Below are 25,570 nucleotides of genomic sequence, written 5' to 3'. Positions count from 1 at the left end.
TGGCACCGCGAACTTAAACCGGGTGATGATCGCCCGGCCCGCGCCTCAGTGCAGATAAGTTACTAGGCTCAGTCCGGAGAGCTGTGAAAACACAGAATAGCTCGCCTGTAGCATCGTCTTCTGCTGCGCCAGATCGATCGCGACCTGGCCGAGATCGGCATCCTCGTTGCCCGAGATGATGCCCTGCAACAGGACCGAACGATCGGTCGCGCGCGTGCCTAGCGTTTCAACCTCGGCTTGCTTGCGGCCGTTTTCGGCGTTGACGCTGCGCAGGCCGGTGAGGCCGGTGTCGATCTGTGCCGCGGCCTGTGACAGGATATCGAGCTGCGCCGGGGTGGGCGGATTGCCGATCGTCCCGGCGCCCGCGAGCGTTTGGAACGCGGCGTAGAGGCCGGAGCCAACGTCGCTTGCGGTCACGCCATATTGCACGTCGACATTGTCCGACAGCCGCGCCGAGGCCTTCACGTCGTCATTGGCAAAGGCTGCCGATGCGGGAACGCCGATCGTGCCGGCGAGCGTGTTCGGAAGAAACGGCGGTCCGTCGGTGCGCGATCCGCCGAACAGGGATCCATCGCCACCCGAGGCGTTGAGCGAGGCCCGAAACTGGTTGAACGCGGAGGTGATTGCCTCGTTGACGCCAACACCCGTGCCGGTTCCGATGGCGGTCAGCAGGCCTTGCTTCAGCGACATCGCGCTAGTGTCGATCGCGCCCATATTGGCATCGTTGAGCGTCAGCGTGGTGCCGATCCGCGAGGACACGTTGGCATAGGCGTCCTGGCGCGCCTGTAGCGAATGGGTCGACAGATTGCGCACCGCCTCGGTGCCGAGCGCGGCATAGTCATTAGCCTTCTTTTCGGTCGCGAGTTGCTGCTGCGTCTTCGCGAGCGCTTCCTGCGAACGCTGGATCGCGGCGGACATGGTGCGCTGAAGCGGAATGGTGGCGACGCGGGACATAGATGTTCCTTATTTGATCATCGCCAGCAGGGTGTCATACATCTGGCCGGCGGTGGTGATGACGCGTGCCGAAGCAGAATAGCTGTTCTGCAGCACGACCATGTTCGACAATTCCTCGTCGATATTGACGCCTGAAAAACTGTCGCGGCGGTTGACCGCATCGTCGCGACGCGCGGTGGCGTCGGCGAGCGCCGAGGCGGCTTGCGACGCTGCGGTGCCGGCGTTGCCTAGCAGTGAGGCGGTGCGCGCGGCGGTGGTTGTGACGCCGTCCTTGCCGAGATCGACGGTGGCGGTTAGCTGATCGACAAAGGCGGTAGCGCCGCGATTGTCGCCGACGCCTAACGCCTTTGCGCCGACCGCGACGCCTATCTGCAGCCGAGCGAGACCGAGTTTGCCGGGGCTGGCAAGGATGTCGGGGCGCACCCCGGCGGTGGAGACACCACTCGTCGCGCCGGTCAGTTGGACGATGCTAGAAAAGGACTGGCCCGTCCCCAGGCGATCGGTCGAATCTCCCGGGATTGACAACGTCGCGCCGGGCAGGTTGGCGTTGGCAGCGAACTGGATCCGTCCCTTGTCGTCCATCGCGAAACTGCCGAACTTGCCGATCGGACTGGCATTGAGCTCGGTGACCAGATCGCCGAAGGTCGGCCCGACCGAGCCGGTCATGGTGTAGCTGGTCAGAGCCCGGCCCGATGTGTCGCGCAGCACGATGTCAGTCGTCTGCCCGGCAGCAAAGCCGTGCGAATCCGACGCGATGAAGCCCGAGGGCACCAGAGGGCTGGTCGCACTGCGCACGATGTCGTTCATGCCAAAATATTGTGAGAAGCCTACCCCGCCGCGGTCGCTCGGATTGGTCGGGTCCTGCGCTATGACCAAACCGTTGCCGGTACCGTTTGCCTTTATCGAAAGCACGCCGCTGGTGAACGAAGCAGTCGCGCTGCTGCCCAGTCCCGCATTGATCGCCGCGACCGTATCGTCGACCGTGGCGGTCGCGCCTAGCGCGGAGAAATCGACCGTCGTCGAGGCTACTAGCTCGCCGGTCGATTTGGTGACCGCAAAGGTCGCCGAGCCGGTGAAGCCGGCGCGATCGCTGCTGGTCAACGCGCCTGGCCGGCCGACCAGCTGGGCCGGCGCGGGGACCGTCGTGCTCGCGTTTGACACCGCGTTGAGCGTTTGCGACAGGCCGGTGAACAGGACGCCCAGCTTCTCGGTAAAGGCGGGCAGCGCGCGATCACGCAGATCGATCAGGCCGCCGAGCTTTCCGCCGACCGACGCCGAATCGAGCTTGTCGCCCGTCGCGGTCCCAGTGCTGCCCTTGCTGTCGGCGAAGCGCATCGTAATGACCGGGTAGCTGGTCTGCGCCGTGCCCCCCGTGGATGCGGGCAGCGAGAGCTGGCGCAACCGATTGTCGAGCAACGGGATGCCCGAGGCGGTGTCGATCGACACGCGGCCATCGGGCTGTTCGCGGACGGTGACCTTCATCAAACCGCTCAGTTCCTCGATCGCGGACATGCGCTGGTCGGCGACGCCAGCCGAGCTCTTGCCACTGCCGTCGAGTCGTGCGACGCTGACATTGAGATCGTTGATCCTCACCAAGAGCGTGTTGACCCGGTCGACGCTTTCGCCGACCTCCGACTGGACGTCCGATTTCAGCGAGGAGACGTCTGCGCCCAGTTGGTTAATCGAGGAAATCGCGTCCTGCACATTGGCAGTGAAACCCGCGACGTTTTGCGGCGAGGCCTGGGTACCGGTCAGCGCCACCGCCGAGGAGTCGATCGCGTCGAGCCGCGCTGGAAGGCCATATTCCGCACCAGGGGCGCCCAGCAGCGATTGCAATCGATCAAGATAGGAAGATGTAACGTCGGCCGAGCCCATGTCGCCGGCGCGCCGGTAGACCGTCGCTTCCAGGAAACGATCGGCGATCCGCGCCGGCTCGCCGACGCTAACGCCGTTCACGAGGCCCGCCGTGACGCCGGTAGTCTGCGTGACGGCCTCGCGTGCATAACCGGGCGTGCCTACATTGGCGATATTGTTCGAGACCGAGCGTAGGCCCGCCTGCGAAGCCGCCAGGCCGGACATTGCCGATGCCATGATTTCGTTGAGCGACACGCCGGCAATCCTCATTCTTCGGAGTGTAGCCGGGCGGGACCGTTTCCCGCGCCGGCTCAAATTACGGCATCATCGCTTCAGGTTGCTGACTTCCTGCAGCATCTCGTCGACCGTCGTGATGATCTTCGACGATGCACTATAGGCGCGCTGGAAGCGGATCATGTTGGTGAATTCCGATGCGAGATCGACAGTCGAGGCCTCGAGCGAACTCGCCGCGATACTGCCGGCGCCAAGCGAACCCGGCGCGTTGATCGCGACGCTGCCCGACTGATCCGAGACGCTATAGGCATTGCCAGGCAGGCGCGTCAGGCCATCGGGATTCTGGAAGCTGGCGAGTGGCAATTGATACACTGCCCGCGACGTCCCGTCGTCGAACACAGCGCTCACGAGCCCCGCGTCGGAGATCCGCACCGACGCGACGCTGCCGAGCAGCCCACCATCGACAGTAGAGGAAATCTTCGCGGAGGCGCCGCCGAACTGCGTCAGCCCATCGAGCCCGCCATCACTGCCGAGGCCGAGAGTGATCGGCCCGGTGCCGGCGCCGTTTGTCCATGCGGGCGTGAGCGTGGCGAACATGCCCGGATCGGAGCCCGCGCGGTTGAGACTGCCATCTGCGTTGAACGCGATCTTGCCGCTGGCGAGCAGGCCGCCCGTTGCGGTCACGTCGCTTGCCGGCTGCGCGTAAATCTCCCCGACCCAGGCATTGGAGCCGGTCTTGAGGAAGGCCAGCGTCACCGCGTGACTGCCGCCCTGCGCATCAGTGAGATCGAACGAGCGCTTGAACTGTTCAGGCGTCGTGCCGGCGGCGAGGTCGCCTGCCGTGTAGGCCCCGGTAAAGGCAGCTGCGGTCGAATCGAGGTTCGCGCGCATCTGCAGCTTGGTGGTTGCGGCGGCGGTGCCGGTCAGTTGGCTGACGCGGACCGGAGCCAGGGCACCGAGGTTGCCGTTATTAACGTAGCTGCCCTGCGCGTTGAGCGGCCAGCCCTGTAAGTAATAGCCGCCCGAATTTGTCAGATAGCCAGCTTTGTCGGGGGTGAACGAGCCCGCCCGCGTATAGGCGACGTTGGCGTCGGTGCCGACGCCGTCGCGCGTCACGAAGAAGCCCGCGCCATCGATCGAGATGTCGGTCGGGCTGGCCGATGCCAGTGGCGCGCCCTGCTTGGTCACCAGCGAACGGGTCACTGCCGCGACGCCACCGGCCGAATAGGACGAGCCACCGCGCCCGTCCGACACCATCGTGCGGAACTGCGTATCGGCATTCTTGTAGCCGACCGTATTAATGTTGGTGATGTTGTCGGCGACGCTGGCCATGGCACTGGATTGCGCGGTCAGGCCGGAAACGCCGGCATACAGGGCTGAGTACAGACTCAAGGGTAATCTCCACAAATCGCACCAATGGCGAGGCGTACCTTTGATTGTAGGATAACAATCGCCGTGCGTGTCAAAACGGGGGTATTTTGTTGTTTCCGACACGAACTAGGCAATTTCTTCCTATAAGAATGAAAACGAATAGGAGCCCCACGATGACGCTTCGAATTTCCCTCCGCGACGGCGAGCAGATGATCGTCAACGGCGCACTGTTGCGCTCTGTCGGCCGAACCGACCTGTGTGTCGAAAATAGCGTGACGGTGCTTCGTGGGCGCGAAGTGATGACCCCCGAGGACGCCACGACGCCGGCACGAAGGCTTTATTACGCCTGCATGCTCGCTTATATCGATCCTGCCGGGGCCGGTGCGCACCATGACGAGATCATCTGCTATCTTAGCGGTTTGATCGGTGCGCTGGAATCTCACGAGGCGAAGGCTGCCTGCGCTGCCTTTGCGCGCAAAGTTGCCGCCGGCGACTTCTATCGGGCGCTCGCCGATTGTAGAATGTTGATCACCTATGAGACGGTGGCGTTTGCCCGCGCCGAATGCGATGCCGCCTGAGCGCGGCGCATGAAGACGCTCGCCGCCGCGGCGCGGGCGGTGCGCGAGCTGTCCCTCGACCAGCGTTATGGTCGGGTTATCGGCGTGCGCGGCACGCTGATCGAGGTCGAGGGGCTTGACGGCGCGGCGCGGATCGGCTCGCACATCACGGTCAACGCGGCGGAAGGTGAAGTCGCCGCCGAAGTGACCGGGCTCGACCGAAGCGTCGCGCATTGCCTGCCGTTCAGTGACCCGCAGGGGATCGCCTCGGGCTCGCGCGCGACGCTTGTGGCTGGACGCTTCGTCGTCCGCCCGTGCGATGCGTGGCTTGGGCGGATGGTCGATGGCCTCGGTGTCGCGATCGACGGCAAAGGGCCGCTGCCGCTCGGTATCGATCCGCGCCCGATCAAGGCACCGCCACCGCCCGCCGCCGAGCGCACGCGCGTCGGCGCGCGAATCGGCACGGGCGTGCGAGCGCTCGACATCTTCGCACCGCTCTGCACCGGGCAACGGCTCGGCCTGTTCGCCGGCTCGGGCGTCGGCAAATCCGTACTGCTGTCGATGCTAGCGCGCTGGACCGCGTGCGATGTCGCGGTGATCGGGCTGATCGGCGAGCGCGGCCGCGAAGTGCAGGAATTCGTCGAGGATGATCTCGGCCCCGACGGCCTCGCCCGCAGCGTGGTGGTCGTTGCGACTTCGGACGAGCCCGCGCTGATGCGCCGTCAAGCGGCTTGGACCACGCTCGCCATAGCCGAACATTTTCGTGACCAAGGGCTCAACGTGCTGTGTCTGATGGATTCAGTGACGCGCTTCGCCATGGCGCAGCGCGAGATCGGCCTCGCCAGCGGCGAGCCGGCGGCGACCAAGGGCTATACGCCCACAGTGTTCGCCGAGTTGCCACGGCTGCTCGAACGCGCCGGCCCAGGGCGGCCGGGGCAGGGGACGATCACCGGGCTGTTCACCGTGCTAGTCGATGGCGACGACCATAATGAGCCGGTCGCCGATGCGGTGCGCGGTATCCTTGACGGCCATGTCGTGATCACGCGGCGGATCGCCGAGCGCGGCCGCTATCCGGCGATCGACATCCTTAAATCGGTGTCACGCACGCTTCCGGGCGCGCTAAATGACGATCAGAACGCACTGCGCCTCGCGGCGCGGTCGGTGTTGTCAACCTATGGCGATATGGAGGAAATCGTCCGGCTCGGTGCCTACAAGGCCGGCTCCAATCCCGAAGTCGATCGCGCGATCCGGCTTGCGCCGCAGATCGAGGCGCTGCTGAAGCAGACCAAGCTGGACCGAGGAGACCTTGCCGACAGCTTCGCCGCGCTAGGCGCTATCCTCGAGGATGCGGCATGAACACGCCCTATGACGCGGCCCTGCGGCTGCGGCAGCGCGAGATCGACGATATGCGTGTGTTGATCACGGTCGAGGTGAACCAGATGGCACTGCTCGACGGGCACCGCGCGGCGATCGACACTTCGGTGCGTGCCGAGGTCGAGATCGCCGGCAGCCAGCACACCTTTTCGGCCGATGCCTATGTTGCGCGGATGCGCGCCGAACGGGAGGTTGTGTGCCATGAGCGCTCGGTCAGCGACGCGCGGCTGACAGCGCTCCGCGCGCAAGCGGTCGAGGCCTATGGCTCGCTCAGCGCGATCGGCGCGGCGGCGGATCGGTACAGCGCCGAGACGCTGCGTATGGCGGCAATCGCCGAACAGGGGCAGGTCGACGACTTCTCGGCAGCGCGCTTCACGCGCGCGCTCACCGCGGCGCAGCGGTTGCGTGAAGAACACTGCCCGTGATCGTCTCGAGCGACCTAAGCCGGCTCGTGCCGAGCGAAAAGGCCGCGCTAATCTACGCGCAGGCGCATGGCGATGTCACGACGCGCTTGTGGCGCGCGGCGTTGGGCAGCAGCGACACCGCCGACGACCAGCATGGCGCGGCACAAAGAGCCGAAAATGCTGAATTCAATCTTGATTCGCTGCTCGCGCTGTTTACCCCGAAAGGCGACGCGGCCACTGCCGCAGGGACCCCGATTCCGATCCAGGCCGCAGGGCGATTGCCCGCCGCCTCGCCGGTTAGCGCACTGACTAGCGTCGCTGGTTCCGTGACGAGCCTCCTCACCGGGCTCGGCGCAAATGCGCGGTTCGGACAAGCGTTCGTCGCTGCCGCCGCGCGGACCGGGGTGCCGGCGGCGGCGCTCGCCGCGATCGTCGATGCCGAAGCCGCCAAGACTGGCGACGGGGGGTGGAAAACGACCTCGCGTAACCCGCGCTCAAGTGCCGCTGGGCTTGGCCAGTTTCTCGGTGGCACGTGGCAAAGTGAGGCCGAGCGCGCGGGCACTTGGCTGCACGCGACCGCGGTGACCAATGGCTGGCTTGGCGACGACGGTCGGGTGCATCCCAACGCGCGTTCGGCCTTGCTGGCGTTGCGTTATGATGCCACCGCCTCGATCAACGCGACCGCCGATTATGCCAGCCGAAGCGTCGCGCAACTAAAGCGGGCGGGGGTCGCGGTCGGCGAGGACCTGACGACGATCGCGCGCGCGGCTTATCTCGGGCACCATCTTGGCACCGCCGACGCGGTTCGGTTTCTCACAGGCAGCCTGGACAGCGGGCGGGCGCGGCGCCTGCTCGATGCGCAGGTCGGCAGGGCAGCTGCCAGTCATCGTATCACGCAGGCCAGAAGCGCCGCGAGCGCGCATCGCTCGTGGCTGCTCGATTTCGTCAGTCGCCACGTCATGCCGGCGCGCTTCAGCGACGCGGTGAAGGCCATCGCAACCCAGATCGAGCCGCTCCAAACAATCAACGGCTAGGTCGTCCAATATATTGGAAGGTAAGAATCCATTATAGATTTGAACCCTAAGAGAGTGGTGAGGGACGGCTGACGAAGGCCGGTCGGGCTACTTTCAGGGGAATGGAAATGTCGAAGACCACGATCGCTTTGGAAGCCGCCGTTGCCGCCGTCATCGCGCAGATGCCTAAAGCAGAATGCGTGTCTACCGCGCGGCAGCGCCGCAATGTAGACGTTGCGTTCGGCGCGATCCTTAAGCTGATCGCCCCGCGCATTCGCCACTTCATCCGACAATACGGTCTCGGATCGCACTGGGAGGATGCGGAGCAGTGCTGTGCGATCGCCGTCCATCGCGCGATCATAGGATATGACCCGACTAAGGCGCAATTCACCACTTTCATCAGTTGGCAAATCCGCGGCGAACTGCAAAGCTTGCGCTTCCGCCTGATGACTGACCAGCGCCCTTCGGCCAAAAAGGTCGATGCGATCACCGTGTCGCTGCATGCGCTAACCTCTAACAGCGACGGCGATGAAGCGACGCTGGAATCGGTGATCGAGGATGAATGCGCTTTGGCGCGTACCGAGGCGGGCGCCTCGAACTATCTGGCGCTGGCTGCGACCGCGTCGTTAATAGATGGATATGTTGATCAGCAGCGCGCCGCCGGGATCGAACAGTTGCGCAAGCGTCCGCGGTCCAAGCGTGCCCTGCACGCCGGACCGGTCGACCAAGCCGGAACGATGCCGCGGCAGTCGCGCACCCGTGGCCTGTGCCCGGTGGAATTGGAGAAGCTCGAACAGAAGCTCGCGCGTGACAAGGAAATCGTCGAGCGCCGCGTATTCGACGTCGCCACGCTCGATGAACTCGGTACCGACACTGGTGTAACCAAGGAGCGTGTGCGGCAGATCACCAAGCGCGCAACGCGCAGCATTGTAGAGCTGGCCGCCGCGCATCCGCGCTTCGCCATGATGGCGGAATATCGCGAGACCGAGGCACCCACCGTGCGCGCTCGCACGGCGACTACGGTAACGACAACGTCGATCCTGCCGGCGCTCGGCCAGCCGCACAACTTACTGTCGCAGGTCGTAGCGATCGTTCCGCTCGTGGGTCTGCCGGCCATCTCGCTGCGTCAGGACGCATTCCCGCAGGACGTTCTTCCCAATTCGATGTCGGCATACACCGGGCGTACCAAAGGCAATGCGTCGGGCAATCGGACGCGGTAACAAGCGCGACGCCCGAGTGAACAGACTGTGCTAGTTCAACCGGCCGCCCGGGCGGCCGGTTGAAAAATCGCGTTAAAGAAAAATTGTGTCATTGTCCGCCATCCTATATAGCTGAAGGCGGGTAACAGAACCACGTCGCCCGCGGATGACGAAAGTTCCTATGGTGCGCATGCCATCGCTCACGACTATGCCTAAGCGCATAGCCGATCTTCCAGCCCGGGCAGAGGTGATCCCGGATCTCTACCGTACGTTCGTATTTCCCAATCGCATACGCGAGCAGCGCCGGCATCGCGGGTTGCAGAAACTGATGGCACTGAGCGTGCGCTTGCCCGACATCCCCTATATTCGCCTGTCCAAAATCGAACGCGGCGAAGTTGTCGCACGAGCGGACGAGATAAAGCGGATCGCGCGCGAGCTCGATTTAGCACCGGCCGACTTGCTGACCGACGTCACTGACCCGGAGTTCGACATAGCGCGCTGGGCACAACCTTTTCAGGACGGGCGCCCTGTATCCGCGGAAGAGGAGCGTTTCGCGATTCTGCTGGCGGCCGCACTGCGGGTGCTTCGCAACGGCGATGCCACGCTGACAATTGCGGCGCTCGACCAAGAATATGCGCTGCCGCCCGTGATTCTGTCGCGCTTGGAGAATGCCCACAAGACATTCGATCGCTGGAATGATGCAACGGCGGCGGCCGTGTGCCGGCTGTTCGGCGTCGCGGATGAAAGCGCGCTACGCAAGATCGTGCAGGATCGCTATCGAAGCGGCGAGCTCGACGCCGTTGTTTGGCGAGTCGCCGATCCGGACACGCGTGCGCTGCGATCACGGGAGCGCATTGCCGCTTTGTCCGCGGAACTGGCCCTTTCGACGCGGCCAGCGCGACGGGCAAGTGGCCCTCCCACTGGGACTAAGCGCGGAGCTCAGCCGGAATTGGTCTCGCTCGAGGCCGCTCCGTCGCTTCAGGCTTCTTCTGGACAGGCTGCGTTACGTGAGCTTACCGTTTTTGGCACGCCGTTTACGGGCGGCATTATCGCCTTCACGCCGACTGAGGACGTGGTCGAGGCGCCACGTCGCGCTGGAGCACGCGCGTTTGCTTTGCGCGTGTGCCGCGCGACGCTGGGTGCCGGCTTGCCCGCCAGTGCGATCGTCATCGCCGATCCCGATCACCGAGTGACCGTAGGAGGGCTCGCCGCGGTCCGTACCGCAGAGGGGTATCGCCTTGTTTCGGTGACCTTCGACCGCACCGGCGCGACCAAGGGCTACAGCGTCGCCCCAGATCTCGAACTAGATTTGGACGCACTCGACCCCGCCGACGTTGTTGCCGTTATTGAGGCAGTTTACCCTTGAAATAGGCTTTGTTGCAAAACTGACGCTGGGGATTCCCCAAGGGAATCGAGCGAGATAGATGGGCGCGATGCCCAAACCTGCCGCACCGAAATATCGCACGACGAACTGGCCGGAGTATAATGCAGCGCTAAAGCGGCGCGGGTCACTGGAAATATGGTTTGATCCGCAGATGCACTGGTTGTCGAAGCCGTGCGGTCGTCCTGGTCGGCCGATGCGGTTTTCGGACAGCGCGATTGAGCTCTGCCTGACGCTGAAATCGCTATTCAATCTGCCATTGCGGCAAGTGACAGGGTTGGTAGCGAGCCTGATCAAACTTGCCGGGCTGGACTGGCCGGTGCCGGATTATACGACGCTATGCCGACGGCAGAAGACGTTGGTCGTCGAGCTTGGCGGGCGGCCCAGCTCAGGCGGCCTGCGCCTTCTGGTCGACAGCACGGGCATTAAGATGACGGGTGAAGGTGAGTGGAAGACACGCAAGCATGGCGCCTCCTACCGCCGCCAGTGGCGCAAGGTGCATCTGGGGATCGACGCGGCAACGCTGGATATCCGGGCCATCGAAGTCACGACGAATGCCATCGGCGATGCGCCGACCTTGCCCGATCTGCTGGCGCAGATCCCGCAGGACGAGCAGATACTCAGCGTCGGCGGAGACGGCGCTTACGATACCAGGGCGTGCCATGCTGCCATTGCCGAACGTGGTGCAGAGGCGGTCATCCCGGTCCGTCGCAACGGCCAACCATGGACGAAAGACGGTCCCGGCGTCGATGCTGGCAATGAAGCGCTACGCGCTACAAAGCGCCTTGGCCGCGCGATCTGGAAGAAGTGGAGCGGCTATCATCGCCGCAGTCTGGTCGAGACCAAAATGCACTGCTTCAAGCTTCTGAGCCAACGCGTTGTGGCTCGTACCTTCGATCGTCAGATCACCGAGCTCAAAGTCCGTGCTGCAATCCTCAATCGCTTCTCCAAAATGGGAACGCCGATCACTGTCCGCATCGCATAATATCTTTAAGTAAAAGGGCGGTTATGCTCTCGAGGCGTTATGCAACAAAGCCCTTGAAATAGCATCCTTCTCCTTTCGGGCTAATAACCCGAATGCGGTCAGGGTTAGTGATCGACAAAGTTGAGTTTGCGGCCGGGCAGATATTGATCACAGGGAGATCTCGATCGTTGGTCACGATCTGCCCGAACTGCTGCCGTCCATCGACATGTGTTCATAGCCGCTATATCGTACACTCGCTGATTTGCCCTTTCATGGCCGCCCGGTTCGGATCACTCGCGCAGCCCGGCGGTTTCGCTGCGCCACCTCCTGCTGCGCCACGCGTATTTGCGTTGAACGTTTCCCTCCGGAAGTGACTGCGGCCTTTGCCCGGCGGACGACCCGCCTGGATTCGATCGTGCATCATCTTGGGCTCGCACTGGGTGGACGGCCGGCGGCCAGCCTGCTGCGCCGCCTCCTGATGCCGGTCAGTACGGATACGTTGCTTCGAACGGTGCGGCGTCGCTTCGGTCATGTTCAGGTATTCGGTGCATGAACGACCGCTTTGTCCTGAAAATGCTGAGTTTCGGACGTGCGTACGTCGCCGCTCTGGCGAAACCGCCATTTCCGAACCTGGTGGATATGACTAGCTTTTCACATTCGCCAGTCGATCCATTCGCCATAAGCGTGACAAGTTGCTAACAGGCAGGTCTGGCCTCCGGGCCAGCAAGTCAGGCATAACTGCACTTCGTCGCGTATTGCCGTCCATTCGAAGCTGATCCACGCCAGTGGCCTGCCGGCGGTGGCACGCGCACCGGCTTGGCGGATCGTACTGGTGATGGTATGCCGGTTGTGCTCGGTGAGATATTGCAGCACCATCGAGTGGAAAATCACACGACACTGCCCCGCGGCTTGAACGTCTTTAAGTCTTGCCGAAAGCCAGGTGACGGCATCCGCATGGTCGATATGCGGCGGATGGCGAAGCGCCAACGCTAAGGCGGATTCCAGTCGCCGCGCACGATGCGGTTGATCGGCCCACACATAGGACAACAACCGATCCCGCGTGCGCGGGTCGTCAGCGTTGAGCGGATTGAGGTCGGTTCCCCGGGCAGCGACGACTTCGATCGGTGCCCGAGGCGGGCTCCCGCCCGACCATGTCGGCGCAATCTGTACGGATGAGCCGATGACTCCGGCAGAAACGCCGCCCAGTTCATACTCATAATGGCCAAGATTGAGGTTTAGCCCACAGCTTGATCCGATCTCGAGCAGCTCGAACGGTAAGCCGAACTGGTGCCGTGCAACCATCAGGGCAGCGGCGATCGCCGCTGATCGGCCGACTTCGTTGGTCTGTGGCGCATCGCGCATCGACAGCGCGATGACGTCGTCCTGCTCCGACATCGCGCCGCCAATCGCGCCGTCAAAATCTTCATGCCGGTTGGCGTAAAGTGCGCTGAGCGCCGGCAGTCGCCCGTGCCGGGCAAGCGAATGGAGCGCAGCGTTGAAGCGCATCGCAACCGCGTCCTGACTAGTATCGCCGGGCCAGTTGCGGATGAGCGCCGCTGTGCGCGGTGCGCGCGCCAACTGGCGCTCGCCGGCTTCAAGCACTGCCGCCACGAACGGCGATCCCAAAGCACGCGCCACTTTGGCATGGCGCCACAGTTCTCCGCGTTCCGGCGCGCACGTAACCATGTTCACATCGTTTTCCCAGCGCTGCTGCAGTCCAGTCGAAACAAAGGCATCCTGCTGCGGCTAGAAGGACTGCCAGTCATCCGCATCAGCCGCCGGACGGACCAGCCTGGCTACCGCCGCAGCCGGAAGCTGCTTCACCGGCCCGGAGAAGCGCGCCTGGCTCGAGCGGGGGGCAGCACCCGCCGGACCACCGACGTTGAACTTGGCAGCGTGTTCGGACAAGCCATTGACTTCGGTAGCGAGGTTGCGCGCCGCGGCCGACGTCTCCTCGACCATCGCCGCATTTTGCTGGGTGGCTTGGTCCATCGTCGAGATCGCCGCGCTGATTTGCGTGATCGCACTCGACTGCGCTTGGTTGTCCGTCGCGATCGCGCCAAGCAACTGGTTCACGTCGCTGACGCCAGTCGTGATATCGGCCAACGCGGCATCGACCTTGTGCACCGCCTCGACGGCGGTGACGATGTCGGTCTGGGTCGCGCTCAACTGATCGCGCGCGCGACCCGCTTCCTCCTCGGCGCGCATCGCGAGCGCCGAAACGAGATCGGCGACGACCGCGAAACCCCGACCGGCATCACCCGCACGCCCGGCCTCGACCGCCGCGTTCATCGCCAGCACGCGGGTCTGGAACGCGATCTTGTCGAGTCCTTCGATCACACTGTCGATCCCCTTGGCGCTATCGGAAACCCGGCTCATCGCCTGTACCGCCTGGTCCGCCGTGGAGCGTCCGTCGGCCACAGTGGCCATCGTGCCGTTGGCGCGCTCGGCAGTGCGGTTGGCAGCTTCGGCGGTATTCTTCAGGCGGCCGTCCATCTGGATGACGGCGGCCGACGTTTCTTCGAGATTCGACGCGTTGCTTTCGGTCCGGCGTGCCAGATCCTCCGATGCCTGGGCGATCTCGACCGACCCGGTACGGATCGATACGGTCGACTCTCGCACCGAAGAGATCAGCTCCCGCAAGGAGATCACCGCCGCGTTAAAATTGGTCTTTACCGCGGCATAGGTGCTGGGGAAGTCACGGGTGATCTCGGCGGTGAGATTACCCTCGGCTACCTTCGACAGATGCAGCGAGACGGTATCGACCACCATCTGCTGCTCGGCCTCGGCCCGTGCCGCACCCCGGTCCGCTGCTTCCTTGGCGACGGCGGCATCGCGAAATATCAGAACCGCACGTGCCATGTTGCCGATTTCGTCGCCGCGATCGAGATCGGGGACCGTGAGATGGTTCTTGCCCGCGGCGAGATCGCCCATTGTCTTAGTCAGGCGCGACACCGGCTGGGCGATCAATCGACTGAGCACGAAAGCGAGCGCAACGGCGATCGCGATCAACGCGATCCCGCCAATGATCAACACCGTGACCGCAGCCGCGATCGCAGCCTGCTGGCTGGCGGAGTTCTTGTCGATGAGCGCGACTTCGGCGTCGCGGATATCGCGCAGCGGCAGGACGGCGGCACTAGTAAGCACTGCCTTGCCAGCTGCGCGGACCTCGGCCTCCGCGCTCTCGCGTTGGCCTGCCTTGACGCGCTCGATCAGGCGGTCGCCCCAGGCCTTGCGCCAATCGAGCGTCGCCGCGCGCGATTTGAGCAGCGCGGCACGCAGCGACGGTTCGGTCAGCAACGTTTCAAGCTCGCCCGACGCAGCGTCATAATCGCTTTGGGCTTCGGTATAAGATTTAAGATAGGTCGGATCAGCTGTAACGAGAAAACCGCGCATCTGACTGTTCTGGCGCAGCAGCGAGGTTTCCAGCGTTAGCGTCTTGGCATGAATATCCTGGCTAAGATTGTTGCCGTCGGATGCGTTGCGGATTGCCGTGATGTTCGTGAAGAACACCCCCATCATCGCCGCCGCCGAGACGCAAATGATCAAAAACGAGAGCGCCAGCTTTCTCGGGATCTTCATGGATTTGAACATCACGCTTCTTTCAATCGACATTCATGGGCGGAGACGCGCTGGCCGGACACTTCAGAACGAGTAGCGTGCTGTCGCAGAGACGGTGCGGCCGGTGTAGGCGCGCCCTAGCACGATGCCACTGGCGGGGATCGTGCCTTGCGTGATTTCGGCAAGGGCAAGCTTGTCGAACAGGTTGTTGACGTTCACCATCAGCTGAACGTGAGCGATTGGCCGGACTTGCAGAAAGGCGTTGACCAAGGTGTATGCGGGCAGCTTGAGCTGGTTGACGTCCTGAGCAAAGCTGCTCGTCGTGCCGATGAAATTGGCGCCGACGGTGACATGTTCGGTGTCGATCTGCGGCGTGGCTTCGAAGAGGAAGCGTGCCTGGTGTCGCGGTTTATTGCCTATAAGCTCGGGATGGCTGGCGTCGCTGGCGATCTTGGCGCTGGTATAGGTTCCGCCCGCCGTGACGCTGAAGACGCCCCGCCGCACGCCGGCCTCGATCTCGACACCCTTGGCGCTGTAGCCGCGAACGATGTCCTCGATCTGGGTCGAACCATCGGACCTGGTGTTGATCTGGGCGTTGCGGTCACTTGTCGTCGCCGAGAATCCGGTGATGTTGAGCGTCACGCCCGACTGGCGGAATTTGAGGCCGAGTTCGCTCTGCTTGACCGTATCGAAGCCGCTGGTGGGATCGACCAGCAGGCCGCTCGCCGCGCTGATCGCTGGCGTGAACAATATCCGGTCGGCAGCGGCGCGGGCACCGCGGCTATGGCGGACGAACACCGCCAGCGGCTCGGCGATGCGAAAATTCACACCGCCCGAATAGCTCAGATAATGATAGTTGTAGTCGACCTTGCCCGGATTGCCGAGCGGAAGGACGGCGGTCTTGCTCTCCGCGATAGAAATCTTGCCATCGCCATTGATATCCACCGCTGCGACACCGACGCGCCCGCCGCCAAGCTCGGAGCCGGACACGGTGCCGTTAACATGCCCGCTATCATACCGCAGACTCCCGCCGACCGCCAATTTGCCGATATGGTAGTTGATCGACCCATAAGGCGCATCGATTGCGTAGTTCACTTGATACTGCCGGTGAAGGCGACCGCCCAGATACCCGAAGCTTATGTAACCATCCTGCGTCGCCTTGACGCCGGAACCCGTCGTGACGTCAATCAGCGCGGCATCACCGCCGCCGCGGACATCGGACAGGATATTGAGGATCGACACGTCGATATCGTAGTTCTGCGATGATTTATAGAAGCCCGCCGTCGTCGTCAGATCGCCCTTGCCGATCTTCCAGACCCGGCTGACACGCATGTCGTTGCTGACGTTTTGCAAGCTGTTGGCCACGCTGTCGAAGAACAGCGACGATGCCAGCAAGCCATTGCCGTTGAGGGTCGACGGGCTGGAAATTGCCTGCCCGGTGAGCGGTCCGGTCGCATAGATCAGGGTTGCCCCGGCACCGCCGATAGCGCCGCGAAGCGCCGTTGCCGGCGCAATACCGAGCGGCACGTTCTGCATATTGCGGCCGGTAATATCGGAGAAGCGGAACTTCTCACTGAACGACCAACCACCGAAATCGAACTGGGCATCGAATCCGGCCGACTTGACGACGGCGTGCTGGCCATCGCGAGCGCTGTCGCGCTTGATCGCGTTGGAGCCATCCAGCGTCAAGACGGTGTCGACGTGGGGCGAAAGCAGCGAGCCAGTTTTGATGTCGATGCCCGGGACATCGGTAAAGACCGGGCTGGCATTCGTCCCGCTGACCTTCAGCGGTATCGGCTGATAGGACGGGGTTCGATCGTCGAGATACTTGCCATAGACCCGGATTAGGCCGTTGGGGAACGTCTTGGTGACGTTGAATTTGATCTGTCCGCCCTTGTAGGCGTCATAGCCGACATCGCGCGGGCCTTCGCCCTGCCGATAGAAACCGCCGACATGGAAGCGTAGCGTGTCGCTGAGCTTGTGGCCATAATCAGCGTCGATGCGATGCTCGCCATAGTTGAGGCCAAGCGTCGTCTGAACCGCCCCGCCCTCGACATCGCCGGTCCTGGACAAAAGATTGATGACGCCACCCGGCGAATTCGACGCGAAAGTCGATGCCGAACCGCCGCGAATGGCCTCGACCTGCGCCACGTTAAGGTCGAAGCGCATGAACATGTCGCTCGTAAATAGCTGCATGTCCCCAAATTCGAGGACGGGCATGCCGTCTTCCTGGAGCTGCATGAATTTTGACCCCGTCGAGGCAAGCGGCAGGCCGCGGATCGAGTAGCTCGCATTGCCTTCGCCGCCGGCATATTCGGCGCGGATACCAGGAATGTTGCGCAACACTTCGCCGAGCGAGCGAGCGCCGTACTTCTCGATCTCGTCAGCCTTGAGCGCGCTTGTCGAAGTCGCGCTGTCGAGCCGATCCCGACCCTTGGCTACGCCGGTTGAGAAGACCTCCTCGGCGGCAACCTTTTTGGCCGGTGCCTCCTCGACGGGGGCGACAAGCGCACCCGGCTTGGCAACCGCAGCTTCCGGACCGGAAGGCGCTGCATGGGCGAACGCAGGAAGCATCAACGCCAGGGGCGCGACGGTAAACAGCAGGCGATTGTTCTTCAAACTAATATCCATTTCGATGGCAAGCGCCCGCTCAGCCCGCCCGCGATGGCAGATTAAGACGCGTTTGTGATGTGACTGACCGATATTCGAAGACTTGCGGAGTAGAACTGGAGTGCCCGTCAATTAATTATAGAGAGAAGTGATAGCCTGAGGTTGTTTTGCCCAGAACTTTTTCAGGTGTTTCTGCACTGCACTGCACTGCACTGAATTGCACGGCACTGTCGGCTTGGCGTACCGCGACAACGGGCGCACGCAGCGCAGATTGGTTCGCGGGGCTGTCGGTAAGCGTCTGACTCTGGATCGGCGCGATGCGTCATCGTGGCGCAAGACAGATCGCGACCGCGTGCGAACGTGTTTCCGCTTTCAAAACTGGTGCTTGCGCGGCTGGCTGTCTAGTGTTGTCGATCCGGCAGTTGCCTGAGCATCATGAAGGACCGCCTCTATGTCCTCGTCAGAAGCGCGACCGCAAGGTTACGCCATAGGTTCGCGGCTCGGCCAAGAACGACGAGAAGAGCGTGTTGGCCGTCGCAAAGCTCGGTGAACCGAATGTCTGGACCTGCGCCTGGCTACCTGCGCCCTGGAACGGGGCGGAGAACGCCACCTGCTGGTAGTTGGTGTCGAACAGATTCTGTCCCCAGAACTCGATCGCCCAACGCTGGTCGCGGCCCCGCATGCCGACCCGCGCGTTGACCAGCACGAAGCCGTCCTGCGCCTTTTCCACGAACAGGTCCGACCCCGTATTATAGTCGCTGGTCATACGGTCATCGATATAGAACAGACCGGTCAGCCCCGACGAGCCGATCGGTGGCGACCATGTCAGCGAACTGGTGACGGTGTGACGCGGCGCGTTGGACATCTGGCTGCCCGGCAGAAGGAAAAGCGCGGCATTAAGCGGTTCGCCGGCGTCGCTGCCGACCAAGTCCCTGGCGTATTTCGCCACGGCGAGCGTATAGCCCATGTTCACGGTCACATCGCGCGCCGGATACATGCCGACCTCGATTTCGACGCCCTGGGTAACCACGCCCTTCTTGACCGTGCCGGTGCATGCGCCCGTCGTCGATGAATTGTCGCTATCCGCACCGTTCAGCCCGACGCCGCATGCTCCGATATTCTGAACGATGTAGTTGGTGCCGTTGAAGGTATTGAGCTGGAAGTTCTTGAACTCCGAACGATAGACAGCGGCGTTCGCGGTGAACTCGCGGGAGGTGTATTTAACGCCGACTTCATATGCGTTCACCGTTTCGGCGTCGAACCGCAGGTTGCTCGCAGCGGCAGCGGTCGGCGTCGCGAACACCGTCGCGCTCAGGTCGGATCGATCGAGGTTGAACCCGCCCGCCTTGTAGCCGCGCGCATAGGATGCATACACCAAGGTGCTACGGAACGGCTTCCACGAGATGACGCCGGTGCCGGTCAACTGACCTTCCTTGATCTTGTCGCTGATCGGCACACCGGTCAGCGCCGAGGTCGAATTACCGGTGCAGGTCAGCGTGATGATTCCGCCCGCGAGTGGCGCGAGCGCGGCATTGGCCAGCAGGGGGCGCAACGCGGCCTGCTGCGCCGGACACACTGTGTTGTTGTTATGGATGCGGGCATTCAGCGTCTTGCTTTCATGCGTATAGCGCAAGCCCGCGGTGAGACTCAGCGTGTCGGTCATCTTCCATATGTTGTGCGTGAATAGCGCGAAGTTCCGGCTTGCATGATCATATTCATCGCGGATACTGCCGACATTGTTAACGGTGCTGAGGCGGTCGAGTCCGGCAATGATCTGCGGCCCCACAGCGCGGGCAAGCGTGGCGCGCCCTGCCGCACTCAGGCATCCCGGGTCGGCGGGAGCGCGGAGCGCCGCGGCAGGATTGATCGTCGCGACCATGCGGCAAGCGGCGAACGCGCCATATTGCGTGCCGAACTTCAGATTGTCCACGACCGTGAGGTCTTCGTGCGCGTAATAGCCGCCCACCAGCCAGTCGACGCGATTGTCGAACAGCGAACCGCTCGCCCGGGTTTCGTTGCTGAACGTGTGAAACTGGCGATAGGCGTTGCCGTCATCGGGACGATAGGCGATGTCGACATTGCCGTAATCGACGTCCGCCGCACCGAACGCCTTATATTCGCGGTACGCGCTGACCGAAATGAGCTGCGTGCTGCCGATATTCCACCCGACCCGCGCCGACACGCCGTAATCGGTCGTGCGGTTCCCATAGGCGCGGGCGGCGGTATTCGCGATCCGACGGTTGTAGGGGTCGCTGGCGCTCGGCAGCACCCCGCCTATGCTCTGCAGGATCGATACGACCCGATTGCCCGCCGGGTTGATTGCGAAGTCGCCTGGCACGCTCGGTGTGGGATCGGTCTTTTCGCGCGTCTCGATATATACCGCGCCGCAGCACTTCTCGGTACGCGTGGTATAGTCCCCGATCAGCCGGACCGATAAATCCGCAGTGGGTTTGAACAACAGCTGGCCGCGAACGAAATAGCGATCACGGTCATTATAGTCGATTTTGTTGACAACGTCGTAATAGAAGCCGTCGCGCTTGCCGAATACACCGTCAATACGGAATGCGAGCTTGTCGGCGACGATCGGCCCGGTCAGCGCGCCAGCCAGGCGAACGGCGTTGTAATTGCCGTAAGACGCTTCGCCATAGCCACTGAATTTGAATTCGGGATATTTTGTGTAAATGCTGATTGCGCCCGCCGAGGAATTGCGTCCCGACAGCGTACCCTGGGGTCCGCGCAACACCTCGATCCGTTCGACCTCACCCAGGTCGTTGAGGCCCGATCCGGTACGGCTGCGATAGACCCCGTCTATGAACACCGCAACCGAGCTTTCCAGACCCGGATTATCGCCGACTGTGCCGACGCCGCGAATGCGCGCCGTTGCATTGGCCTCGGACCCGGTCGACGACACCAGCAGCGAGGGTGCGATCTGCGTCATCTGGCGGATGTCGGTCGCACCCGAATTCCGAAGCGCGGCGGCACCAAACGCGGATACCGCGATCGGCACGCTGGAAAGCCGCTCAGACCGGCGGGTTGCCGTGACGACGATGTCGGCGGTGTTTTCGGTGGCGGCGCCGACGGCGGGGTTCTGGACGGGGGGCGTACTGGCTTCGGCACTCCGCAAGCCCTGTGCGCCTGCGGAAGTTGCGATCGTGGCGGCCGCGGCGGACAGCAAGTAAAAGCCTTTAGGCATTTTAGACGTATCCCGACTTTGTATTCTTTAGTTGATATAGTTCCTTATAGGAGGTTCTAATGCGGCGCGGTTGCGTGCGGCGGAGAATTACATCGCGGGCGGATGACGGGCTGCCGGACCGTCGCATCCACACTCCGAAGCCGTCAGAAAATCAGTAGCCTTGCCGAGAGCTGAGAGCCGTACGGCGAGCGCATTATTAGCGGATGTGAGGTTGCAGGCTTGGTGAAGGGTCTGTGCCGCAAACGCGCCGACGATCGTCAACAGGTTCTTTATGCGATGGCCAAGTTCGCCATTGAGGAGCCGCATCCATTGGTCCTGCTCAAACAGCGAAGCAATCGTTCTGGTTTGCTCGTTTGCTTGGAAAGCCAACCGTTGGAAAGCGGTGTGAAGCTCCACCGCGATCGTCACTATGTCGAAGGACACAGCCATGAATGCGGCACTGGCACCGGTAAGCCAAAAGTAATCTCCAGGTTTCCAATCCTCAATGCGGCGAGCGAAGCCGATAGGAACGTTGCATGGATGCCGGGTCCCTTGCCCAGGACCTGAGACTCGCGGGTTGATTCAAGGCTGCCTTTTGGAGGCGGCTTTGGGTGAGCGGATCGGGGTATCGGACGACGAGTGGGCGCTGATCGGGGCGTTGCTTCCGCCCGAACACGGCCGCGGATGTCGGCCTGCAGGCGACAACCGGCGCTATTTCGAAGGCATGATGTGGATGGCGCGGTCGGGGGCGCAGTGGCGACTGCTACCTGACGATTATGGCAAGTGGAACAGCGTCTTTCGGCGCTACCGGCGCTGGGTAGAGATGGGTGTGTTTGACGCCCTGCTGGAGACGCTGGCCGAGATGGTGGCGCGCGATACCAGCGCCGACATGATCGACAGCACGGTGGTCCGGGCGCATCATTGCGCCGTCGGACTAAAAAAGGGGATCAAGAGGCCCAGGGGCTTGGCCGGTCGCGCGGGGGCTTCACCACCAAGCTCCACGCCCGCTGCGATGGACACGGGCGACCGCTTGGCTTCGTCCTGACGCCGGGCCAGACGCGCGATGTGAAAGGCTTCGGTCCGCTGTTCCGAATGCTCGATGAACGCATCGACGCGCTGCTCGCTGACAAGGGTTACGACGCAGATACCATCCGCGCAGAGCTGTCCGCAGCCGGTGTTGAAGCCGTCATCCCCACCAAGAGCAATCGCCGCGTCCCCATCCCGCATGATCGCGAGAAATACCGCTGGCGGAATCTCGTCGAGCGCCTGTTCAGCAAGCTCAAGAACTGGCGGCGGGTTGCCACACGATACGACAAAACCAAAGAATCCTACCTCGGCTTCGTCGCAATCGCTTCAATCAAACTGTGGATACCCTTTGTCCACGACACCTAGCACTACTTTGGCAGAAATGCGGGATGCGGGGCTGATAGCGTTTCACCGCAATGAGGACAATGGCGCTGGGGCGGGCGCAACAGGCGATCAATGATGGCCTGACGAACAGCCGGCAGGCTCGGTTGAGGCGGTGGTCCCAAGCCGCTTTTTTTTCCGGCCCGCCTGAGCGAGCCTTCGCGTTTGCAGGAAGGCGTAGGCGATCATCGTCATGAGCACGTGACGATGCAGCCCGGTCCAAGATCGGCCTTCAAAGTGGTCGAGGCCGAGTTCTTCCTTGAGCTGCTGATGCGCCTGTTCACAGATCCAGCGGGCCTTGATAGCTCCAGCGACGTCCTTGATCGGGGTGTCGGCGGGAATATTGGAGAGATAGTACTTCCGCTCGCCGTTGGAGCGATGCTCGCCCACCAGCCAGGCTTCTTCGCCCGGCATATGCTGTGCGCCGGCCGCCCCGATCCGCTGTGGCGCGCCATCGGCGATGCGTACGCGCATGGCGGCGAAGCGGGCCGTCAAGCGGCCCTTGGTTCCCCGGCGCCAACTGACCTGCCGCCATTTCGCCTCACCGGCGATGATCTTGGTGAAGTCTATCGTTTCAGGACTTCCCCAAGCTTCTCGAGTTGCTCTTTGAATTTCTGAGGTTGTTCCGCTCGAAGGCGTTCAAGGTTCTGAAGCTTCCATTGTGCCGCTGGCAGTCTGGCGACATCGCTCGGTAGGTTCAGGACGGACCAGTCTGGCTCGAGGGCAAAGAAGGAGCGCAGGAATGCGGATGGCCCAGCTTTCCGAACACGCACCTGGATGTCGCCCAAGAGCCGGTCTCGGGCTTCGCGCAGCGCTTCGAGAGGAACCGGTTCAACTGTCATCCCGGTGAACTCGCCGGAATATTGAGGAGCCAAGTCGAGCATATGCGGCGCCAGCAGCTCATTTGGCGGACGGTTATGGCTGATCAGGTAGATCAGGAAGGCCGAGAAGATGTCGTCGGTTATACCTTCGTTCGCATAGAGATGGAGGATGTCGAACAGGTCGCGAGGGTGCTGGCGGTCCAATGCAGCCGCGATCTTCCCCGCATAGAGGTCGGGCAGGGCGACCACCTTCATTTCGGCATATCCGAACCGATCTTCGACCGAGGGGCTTACGGAGCGCAGCTCCGGCTCGAACACCGTGCCTCGAAGGACCGGGCTGATTTCGATCTTGATCTGGGTGTTGGCGGACCGCACGATGAGCTTTGCGCCGTCGCCGGAATTTTGTTCGGCGACCTTTGCGCTCAGGCGTTTACGAAGGCTTGTAGCGATTCGCGAAAAGGCTTCGCGGATCGCGGCAAGGGACTCATCTCTATCCGCGATTGGCAGATAGACCAGGTCGATATCGACGGAGAGCCGAGGCAGATCGCGGACGAACAGATTGATCGCGGTGCCGCCCTTCAGCGCAAACGCCTCTTCATGTGCGATTTCAGGGATGGCCCGGACGAGCAGTTCTGCCTGTCGGGTGTAGAGTTCGGTCGACATTAGCTGGCTCTGGTTGTTCTCTTTGGCCGCTTGGTTCTCGGTACGGTGATTTGGAATACGGGGTCATATTCCCCGCCAGGCACGATCTGGCGCTTGCCTGAGCCAAGGTCGAAATCCTCGGCTCGCAGCTTTCGTGACCAGGCATGGCGGTGCTGGCTCGCGAAATATAGAAAGAGCCGCTTTGCCTTCACGCTTTTGCAGGCGGCAAGGAGCGGCGCCATCAGCCGAGGCCGCAGGGTGGTGAGGCCCTCAAACAGTTCAGCCCCATGTTCGAAGCTGAAAGTGCGCGGAACCTCTTCGAGCACTTCAAGGATGGCGCGCTCAAGGCTGGAGACGCGGATCTGCTGCTTGCGGACCAGACCGGCCTCTCCGTGGAGGACGGCTGATCCCAGGGTGGAGGTCACCAGGTCAATCGTTCTGGTTTCGATACCCAGATCCGGATCGTCATCGTCGAAGAGTTTGCGTGACTTGAGCTCGATAACGGCATCCAGCTCGAGCCGGCGTAGATAAGAGCGAGCGGCGGCTGCGTCGCTGTAGAGCCACACACGCCTGCGACCCATGGATGCATATTGCCAATAGCCGGCGAGTTCGAGCGCGGTCATCCCTCCAACATGCGCGGGCACGCGCAGGAGCGCTTGCAAGGAGAGCGTGGCGATCTCCCAGCGGATCGTTCCGGCTCCATCTTGGATGGGGCGCCGATAGAGGCGCGTGCCCACTCGTTCCAGCCAGCCTCGTTCGACATAGTCGCGCACGGAGGATGCGGAGAGCCCTATCGAGGTCAACCAAGCGGTATCAACTACGTAAAGCTCAGGGAGCTCATGGACTAATCGGTTTAAGAGAGATGCTCTTTTTGCGCGCATGACGCATTATATATCGAATTAGTAAACCCAATACCAGGCCTGGTTTAAGTTCCAATGCTTTTAGGGGCCATAGGCGCGGGAAGAGTCGCTATCTTAAACCCGGGTAAGAGCGACGCACCAATTTCATGCATTAGGCAGGGCATAGCGAAATCGGGTTGGGGCGTTAGCGGTCATCCGCGCTAGCCGGTTCTGCAACCGCAGCTATTGCCGCTTCATTCCCCAAGAGCGGACGGTCGGCTTACGGCCCAATCTCCGTCGGTCTGCGGTGCAGGTCGGGTAAGCGCCCGACGTCGGCTTCTGGCCACACCTGCCGTCCAACACGTGGCCACGGAACGACCGAAAAGTCCCAACCTTCCCCATCCCCGCGGCGCTGGGGTTGCTCGCGGACCGATGAATAAATGTCCGAAGTTGGGAAGGCGAAAACGCGCCGTGAACGTCGGGCATTGGGTCTTGACGATAGCAAACCGACTACAGGCGGCTAGGCGGGCTTCTGTCGAACCCAACTAGCTCGCTCGACGAACATCGCCTGCGTTTCCGCCCGACGCGGCGCTTGCAGCGGCCAATCCTTCCATCATGCGCAGTAAGACGCTCGTATCGGTTAACGCTTCAAACCATTTCTCAAGGTCTTGAGCGGCAATTTTCAATGTTCGCTGCGCGTTAGCTTACCGCCCTTTCCCCTCCAGGCCAGCGACTGCGCGTTAAGGGCAATTAAGTCAGCCGTTCCGGCTAGCAGCGCCTCGCCGGTGGCGATCGCACGGGCCAGCACCGCGTCGGGCGCGTTTGCGTAAGCGGGTCTACCTACAATGTGGTCGTACCAACATCCGCCACAGGCGTCGTCGAGCAGTATACGCTGGAAACAGTGATCAAGCCGCAACGACCATCGCGCTTCGATTGCGCGCTTGGGAAGGCGTATGCGGGTGAGATCCAACCATTGTTGCTCGATTACTGATCGCGCGATTTCCGTCACTGATAACCTCCGTGGCCCACCCAACATGCCTGCATCAGTGAGTACTACTAGTCCGCAGTGGCTAGATCTCGTGGATGCGCCGGTGACAAAGCAGGCCATCGGAACGCCGGCGCGGTGCTGAGCGTGGCGGAGTAAAATCCGGCCGTTGGTAAGGTTGCTTCTTTTGGGAGCGGCCGGGGATGTTTGCCGTGGAGAGCTATGCCG

At 62.4% G+C, this 25,570-nt stretch carries 18 protein-coding genes and 2 pseudogenes; 8 read left to right on the top strand and 12 right to left on the bottom strand.

What is annotated here, in order from left to right; all coding sequences use genetic code 11:
• Nucleotides 1–45: 45 nt before the first annotated feature.
• The 3 genes from RI03_RS21180 to RI03_RS21170 all read right to left on the bottom strand — a co-directional run bounded on the left by RI03_RS21180 (nucleotide 46) and on the right by RI03_RS21170 (nucleotide 4,374).
• Nucleotides 46–954: a flagellin gene (locus RI03_RS21180; protein ID WP_010219787.1), complete on the bottom strand. Its 909-nt coding sequence runs from the start codon at nucleotides 952–954 to the stop codon at nucleotides 46–48.
• Between the two features lie 9 nt (nucleotides 955–963).
• Nucleotides 964–3,063: a flagellar hook-associated protein FlgK gene (gene flgK / locus RI03_RS21175; RefSeq protein WP_026046952.1), complete on the bottom strand. Its 2,100-nt coding sequence runs from the start codon at nucleotides 3,061–3,063 to the stop codon at nucleotides 964–966.
• A gap of 69 nt (nucleotides 3,064–3,132) precedes the next feature.
• Complete coding sequence (locus tag RI03_RS21170; RefSeq protein WP_010219785.1) at nucleotides 3,133–4,374, bottom strand: flagellar hook protein FlgE; 1,242 nt, start codon at nucleotides 4,372–4,374, stop codon at nucleotides 3,133–3,135.
• A 212-nt stretch (nucleotides 4,375–4,586) separates the two neighbouring features.
• Between RI03_RS21170 and RI03_RS21165 the strand changes: the two genes are divergently transcribed.
• The 7 genes from RI03_RS21165 to RI03_RS21135 all read left to right on the top strand — a co-directional run bounded on the left by RI03_RS21165 (nucleotide 4,587) and on the right by RI03_RS21135 (nucleotide 11,326).
• On the top strand, nucleotides 4,587–4,991 hold the full coding sequence (locus tag RI03_RS21165) for a flagellar biosynthesis repressor FlbT (protein ID WP_010219784.1): 405 nt from the start codon (nucleotides 4,587–4,589) through the stop codon (nucleotides 4,989–4,991).
• A 9-nt stretch (nucleotides 4,992–5,000) separates the two neighbouring features.
• Nucleotides 5,001–6,326 (top strand): flagellar protein export ATPase FliI, encoded by a 1,326-nt coding sequence (gene fliI / locus RI03_RS21160; protein WP_010219783.1) that lies wholly within the window; start codon nucleotides 5,001–5,003, stop codon nucleotides 6,324–6,326.
• Entirely contained in the window at nucleotides 6,323–6,769 is a 447-nt protein-coding gene (locus RI03_RS21155; protein WP_010219782.1) for a hypothetical protein, read from the top strand. The genes fliI and RI03_RS21155 overlap by 4 nt, the downstream gene beginning before the upstream one ends.
• Nucleotides 6,766–7,782, top strand: a complete 1,017-nt coding sequence (locus tag RI03_RS21150) for a hypothetical protein (protein ID WP_010219780.1) — start codon at nucleotides 6,766–6,768, stop codon at nucleotides 7,780–7,782. The genes RI03_RS21155 and RI03_RS21150 overlap by 4 nt, the downstream gene beginning before the upstream one ends.
• Before the next feature lie 107 nt (nucleotides 7,783–7,889).
• The gene (locus tag RI03_RS21145) at nucleotides 7,890–8,981 is read left to right on the top strand and encodes a sigma factor-like helix-turn-helix DNA-binding protein (protein WP_051007328.1); all 1,092 of its coding nucleotides are present in this window, start codon (nucleotides 7,890–7,892) and stop codon (nucleotides 8,979–8,981) included.
• A gap of 160 nt (nucleotides 8,982–9,141) precedes the next feature.
• Complete coding sequence (locus RI03_RS21140) at nucleotides 9,142–10,326, top strand: helix-turn-helix domain-containing protein (protein ID WP_238542492.1); 1,185 nt, start codon at nucleotides 9,142–9,144, stop codon at nucleotides 10,324–10,326.
• Nucleotides 10,327–10,393: 67 nt separating this feature from the next.
• Nucleotides 10,394–11,326 carry an IS5 family transposase gene (locus RI03_RS21135; protein WP_026046951.1) on the top strand — a complete coding sequence of 311 codons (933 nt, stop codon included), beginning with the start codon at nucleotides 10,394–10,396 and terminating at the stop codon, nucleotides 11,324–11,326.
• A gap of 630 nt (nucleotides 11,327–11,956) precedes the next feature.
• Here RI03_RS21135 and RI03_RS21130 read toward each other — a convergent pair.
• From RI03_RS21130 to RI03_RS21110, 5 genes are all read right to left on the bottom strand, one after another.
• Nucleotides 11,957–12,991, bottom strand: a complete 1,035-nt coding sequence (locus RI03_RS21130) for a DUF2332 domain-containing protein (protein ID WP_051007327.1) — start codon at nucleotides 12,989–12,991, stop codon at nucleotides 11,957–11,959.
• Between the two features lie 60 nt (nucleotides 12,992–13,051).
• Nucleotides 13,052–14,899, bottom strand: a complete 1,848-nt coding sequence (locus RI03_RS21125) for a methyl-accepting chemotaxis protein (RefSeq protein WP_010219770.1) — start codon at nucleotides 14,897–14,899, stop codon at nucleotides 13,052–13,054.
• Nucleotides 14,900–14,950: 51 nt separating this feature from the next.
• Nucleotides 14,951–17,440, bottom strand: coding sequence for a TonB-dependent receptor domain-containing protein (locus tag RI03_RS21120; RefSeq protein WP_138995799.1), 2,490 nt, complete (start codon nucleotides 17,438–17,440; stop codon nucleotides 14,951–14,953).
• Nucleotides 17,441–17,936: 496 nt separating this feature from the next.
• Nucleotides 17,937–20,669 (bottom strand): TonB-dependent receptor, encoded by a 2,733-nt coding sequence (locus RI03_RS21115; RefSeq protein ID WP_026046949.1) that lies wholly within the window; start codon nucleotides 20,667–20,669, stop codon nucleotides 17,937–17,939.
• An 87-nt stretch (nucleotides 20,670–20,756) separates the two neighbouring features.
• A complete protein-coding gene (locus RI03_RS21110; protein ID WP_010219764.1) occupies nucleotides 20,757–21,098 on the bottom strand; it encodes an HWE histidine kinase domain-containing protein in 342 nt (113 codons plus the stop codon).
• A gap of 55 nt (nucleotides 21,099–21,153) precedes the next feature.
• Between RI03_RS21110 and RI03_RS25475 the strand changes: the two are divergent.
• Nucleotides 21,154–22,040, top strand: a pseudogene (locus RI03_RS25475) (IS5 family transposase).
• Nucleotides 22,041–22,127: 87 nt separating this feature from the next.
• Here RI03_RS25475 and RI03_RS21095 read toward each other — a convergent pair.
• From RI03_RS21095 to RI03_RS23180, 4 genes and pseudogenes are all read right to left on the bottom strand, one after another.
• A pseudogene (locus tag RI03_RS21095) lies at nucleotides 22,128–22,595 on the bottom strand (IS701 family transposase); the annotation flags it as partial.
• A gap of 26 nt (nucleotides 22,596–22,621) precedes the next feature.
• A complete protein-coding gene (locus tag RI03_RS21090; RefSeq protein ID WP_010219760.1) occupies nucleotides 22,622–23,539 on the bottom strand; it encodes a nucleotidyl transferase AbiEii/AbiGii toxin family protein in 918 nt (305 codons plus the stop codon).
• Complete coding sequence (locus tag RI03_RS21085) at nucleotides 23,539–24,399, bottom strand: type IV toxin-antitoxin system AbiEi family antitoxin (protein ID WP_081504319.1); 861 nt, start codon at nucleotides 24,397–24,399, stop codon at nucleotides 23,539–23,541. The genes RI03_RS21090 and RI03_RS21085 overlap by 1 nt, the downstream gene beginning before the upstream one ends.
• Nucleotides 24,400–25,039: 640 nt before the next feature.
• On the bottom strand, nucleotides 25,040–25,366 hold the full coding sequence (locus tag RI03_RS23180) for a GCN5-related N-acetyltransferase (RefSeq protein WP_238542490.1): 327 nt from the start codon (nucleotides 25,364–25,366) through the stop codon (nucleotides 25,040–25,042).
• Between the last annotated feature and the right edge of the window lie 204 nt (nucleotides 25,367–25,570).

The organism is Sphingomonas sp. PAMC 26621 (assembly GCF_000251145.1).
Taxonomy (GTDB): Bacteria; Pseudomonadota; Alphaproteobacteria; order Sphingomonadales; family Sphingomonadaceae; genus Sphingomonas.
Note: the sequence above shows the minus strand (reverse complement) of the source record. Positions and strands in the feature narration are given on the sequence as shown.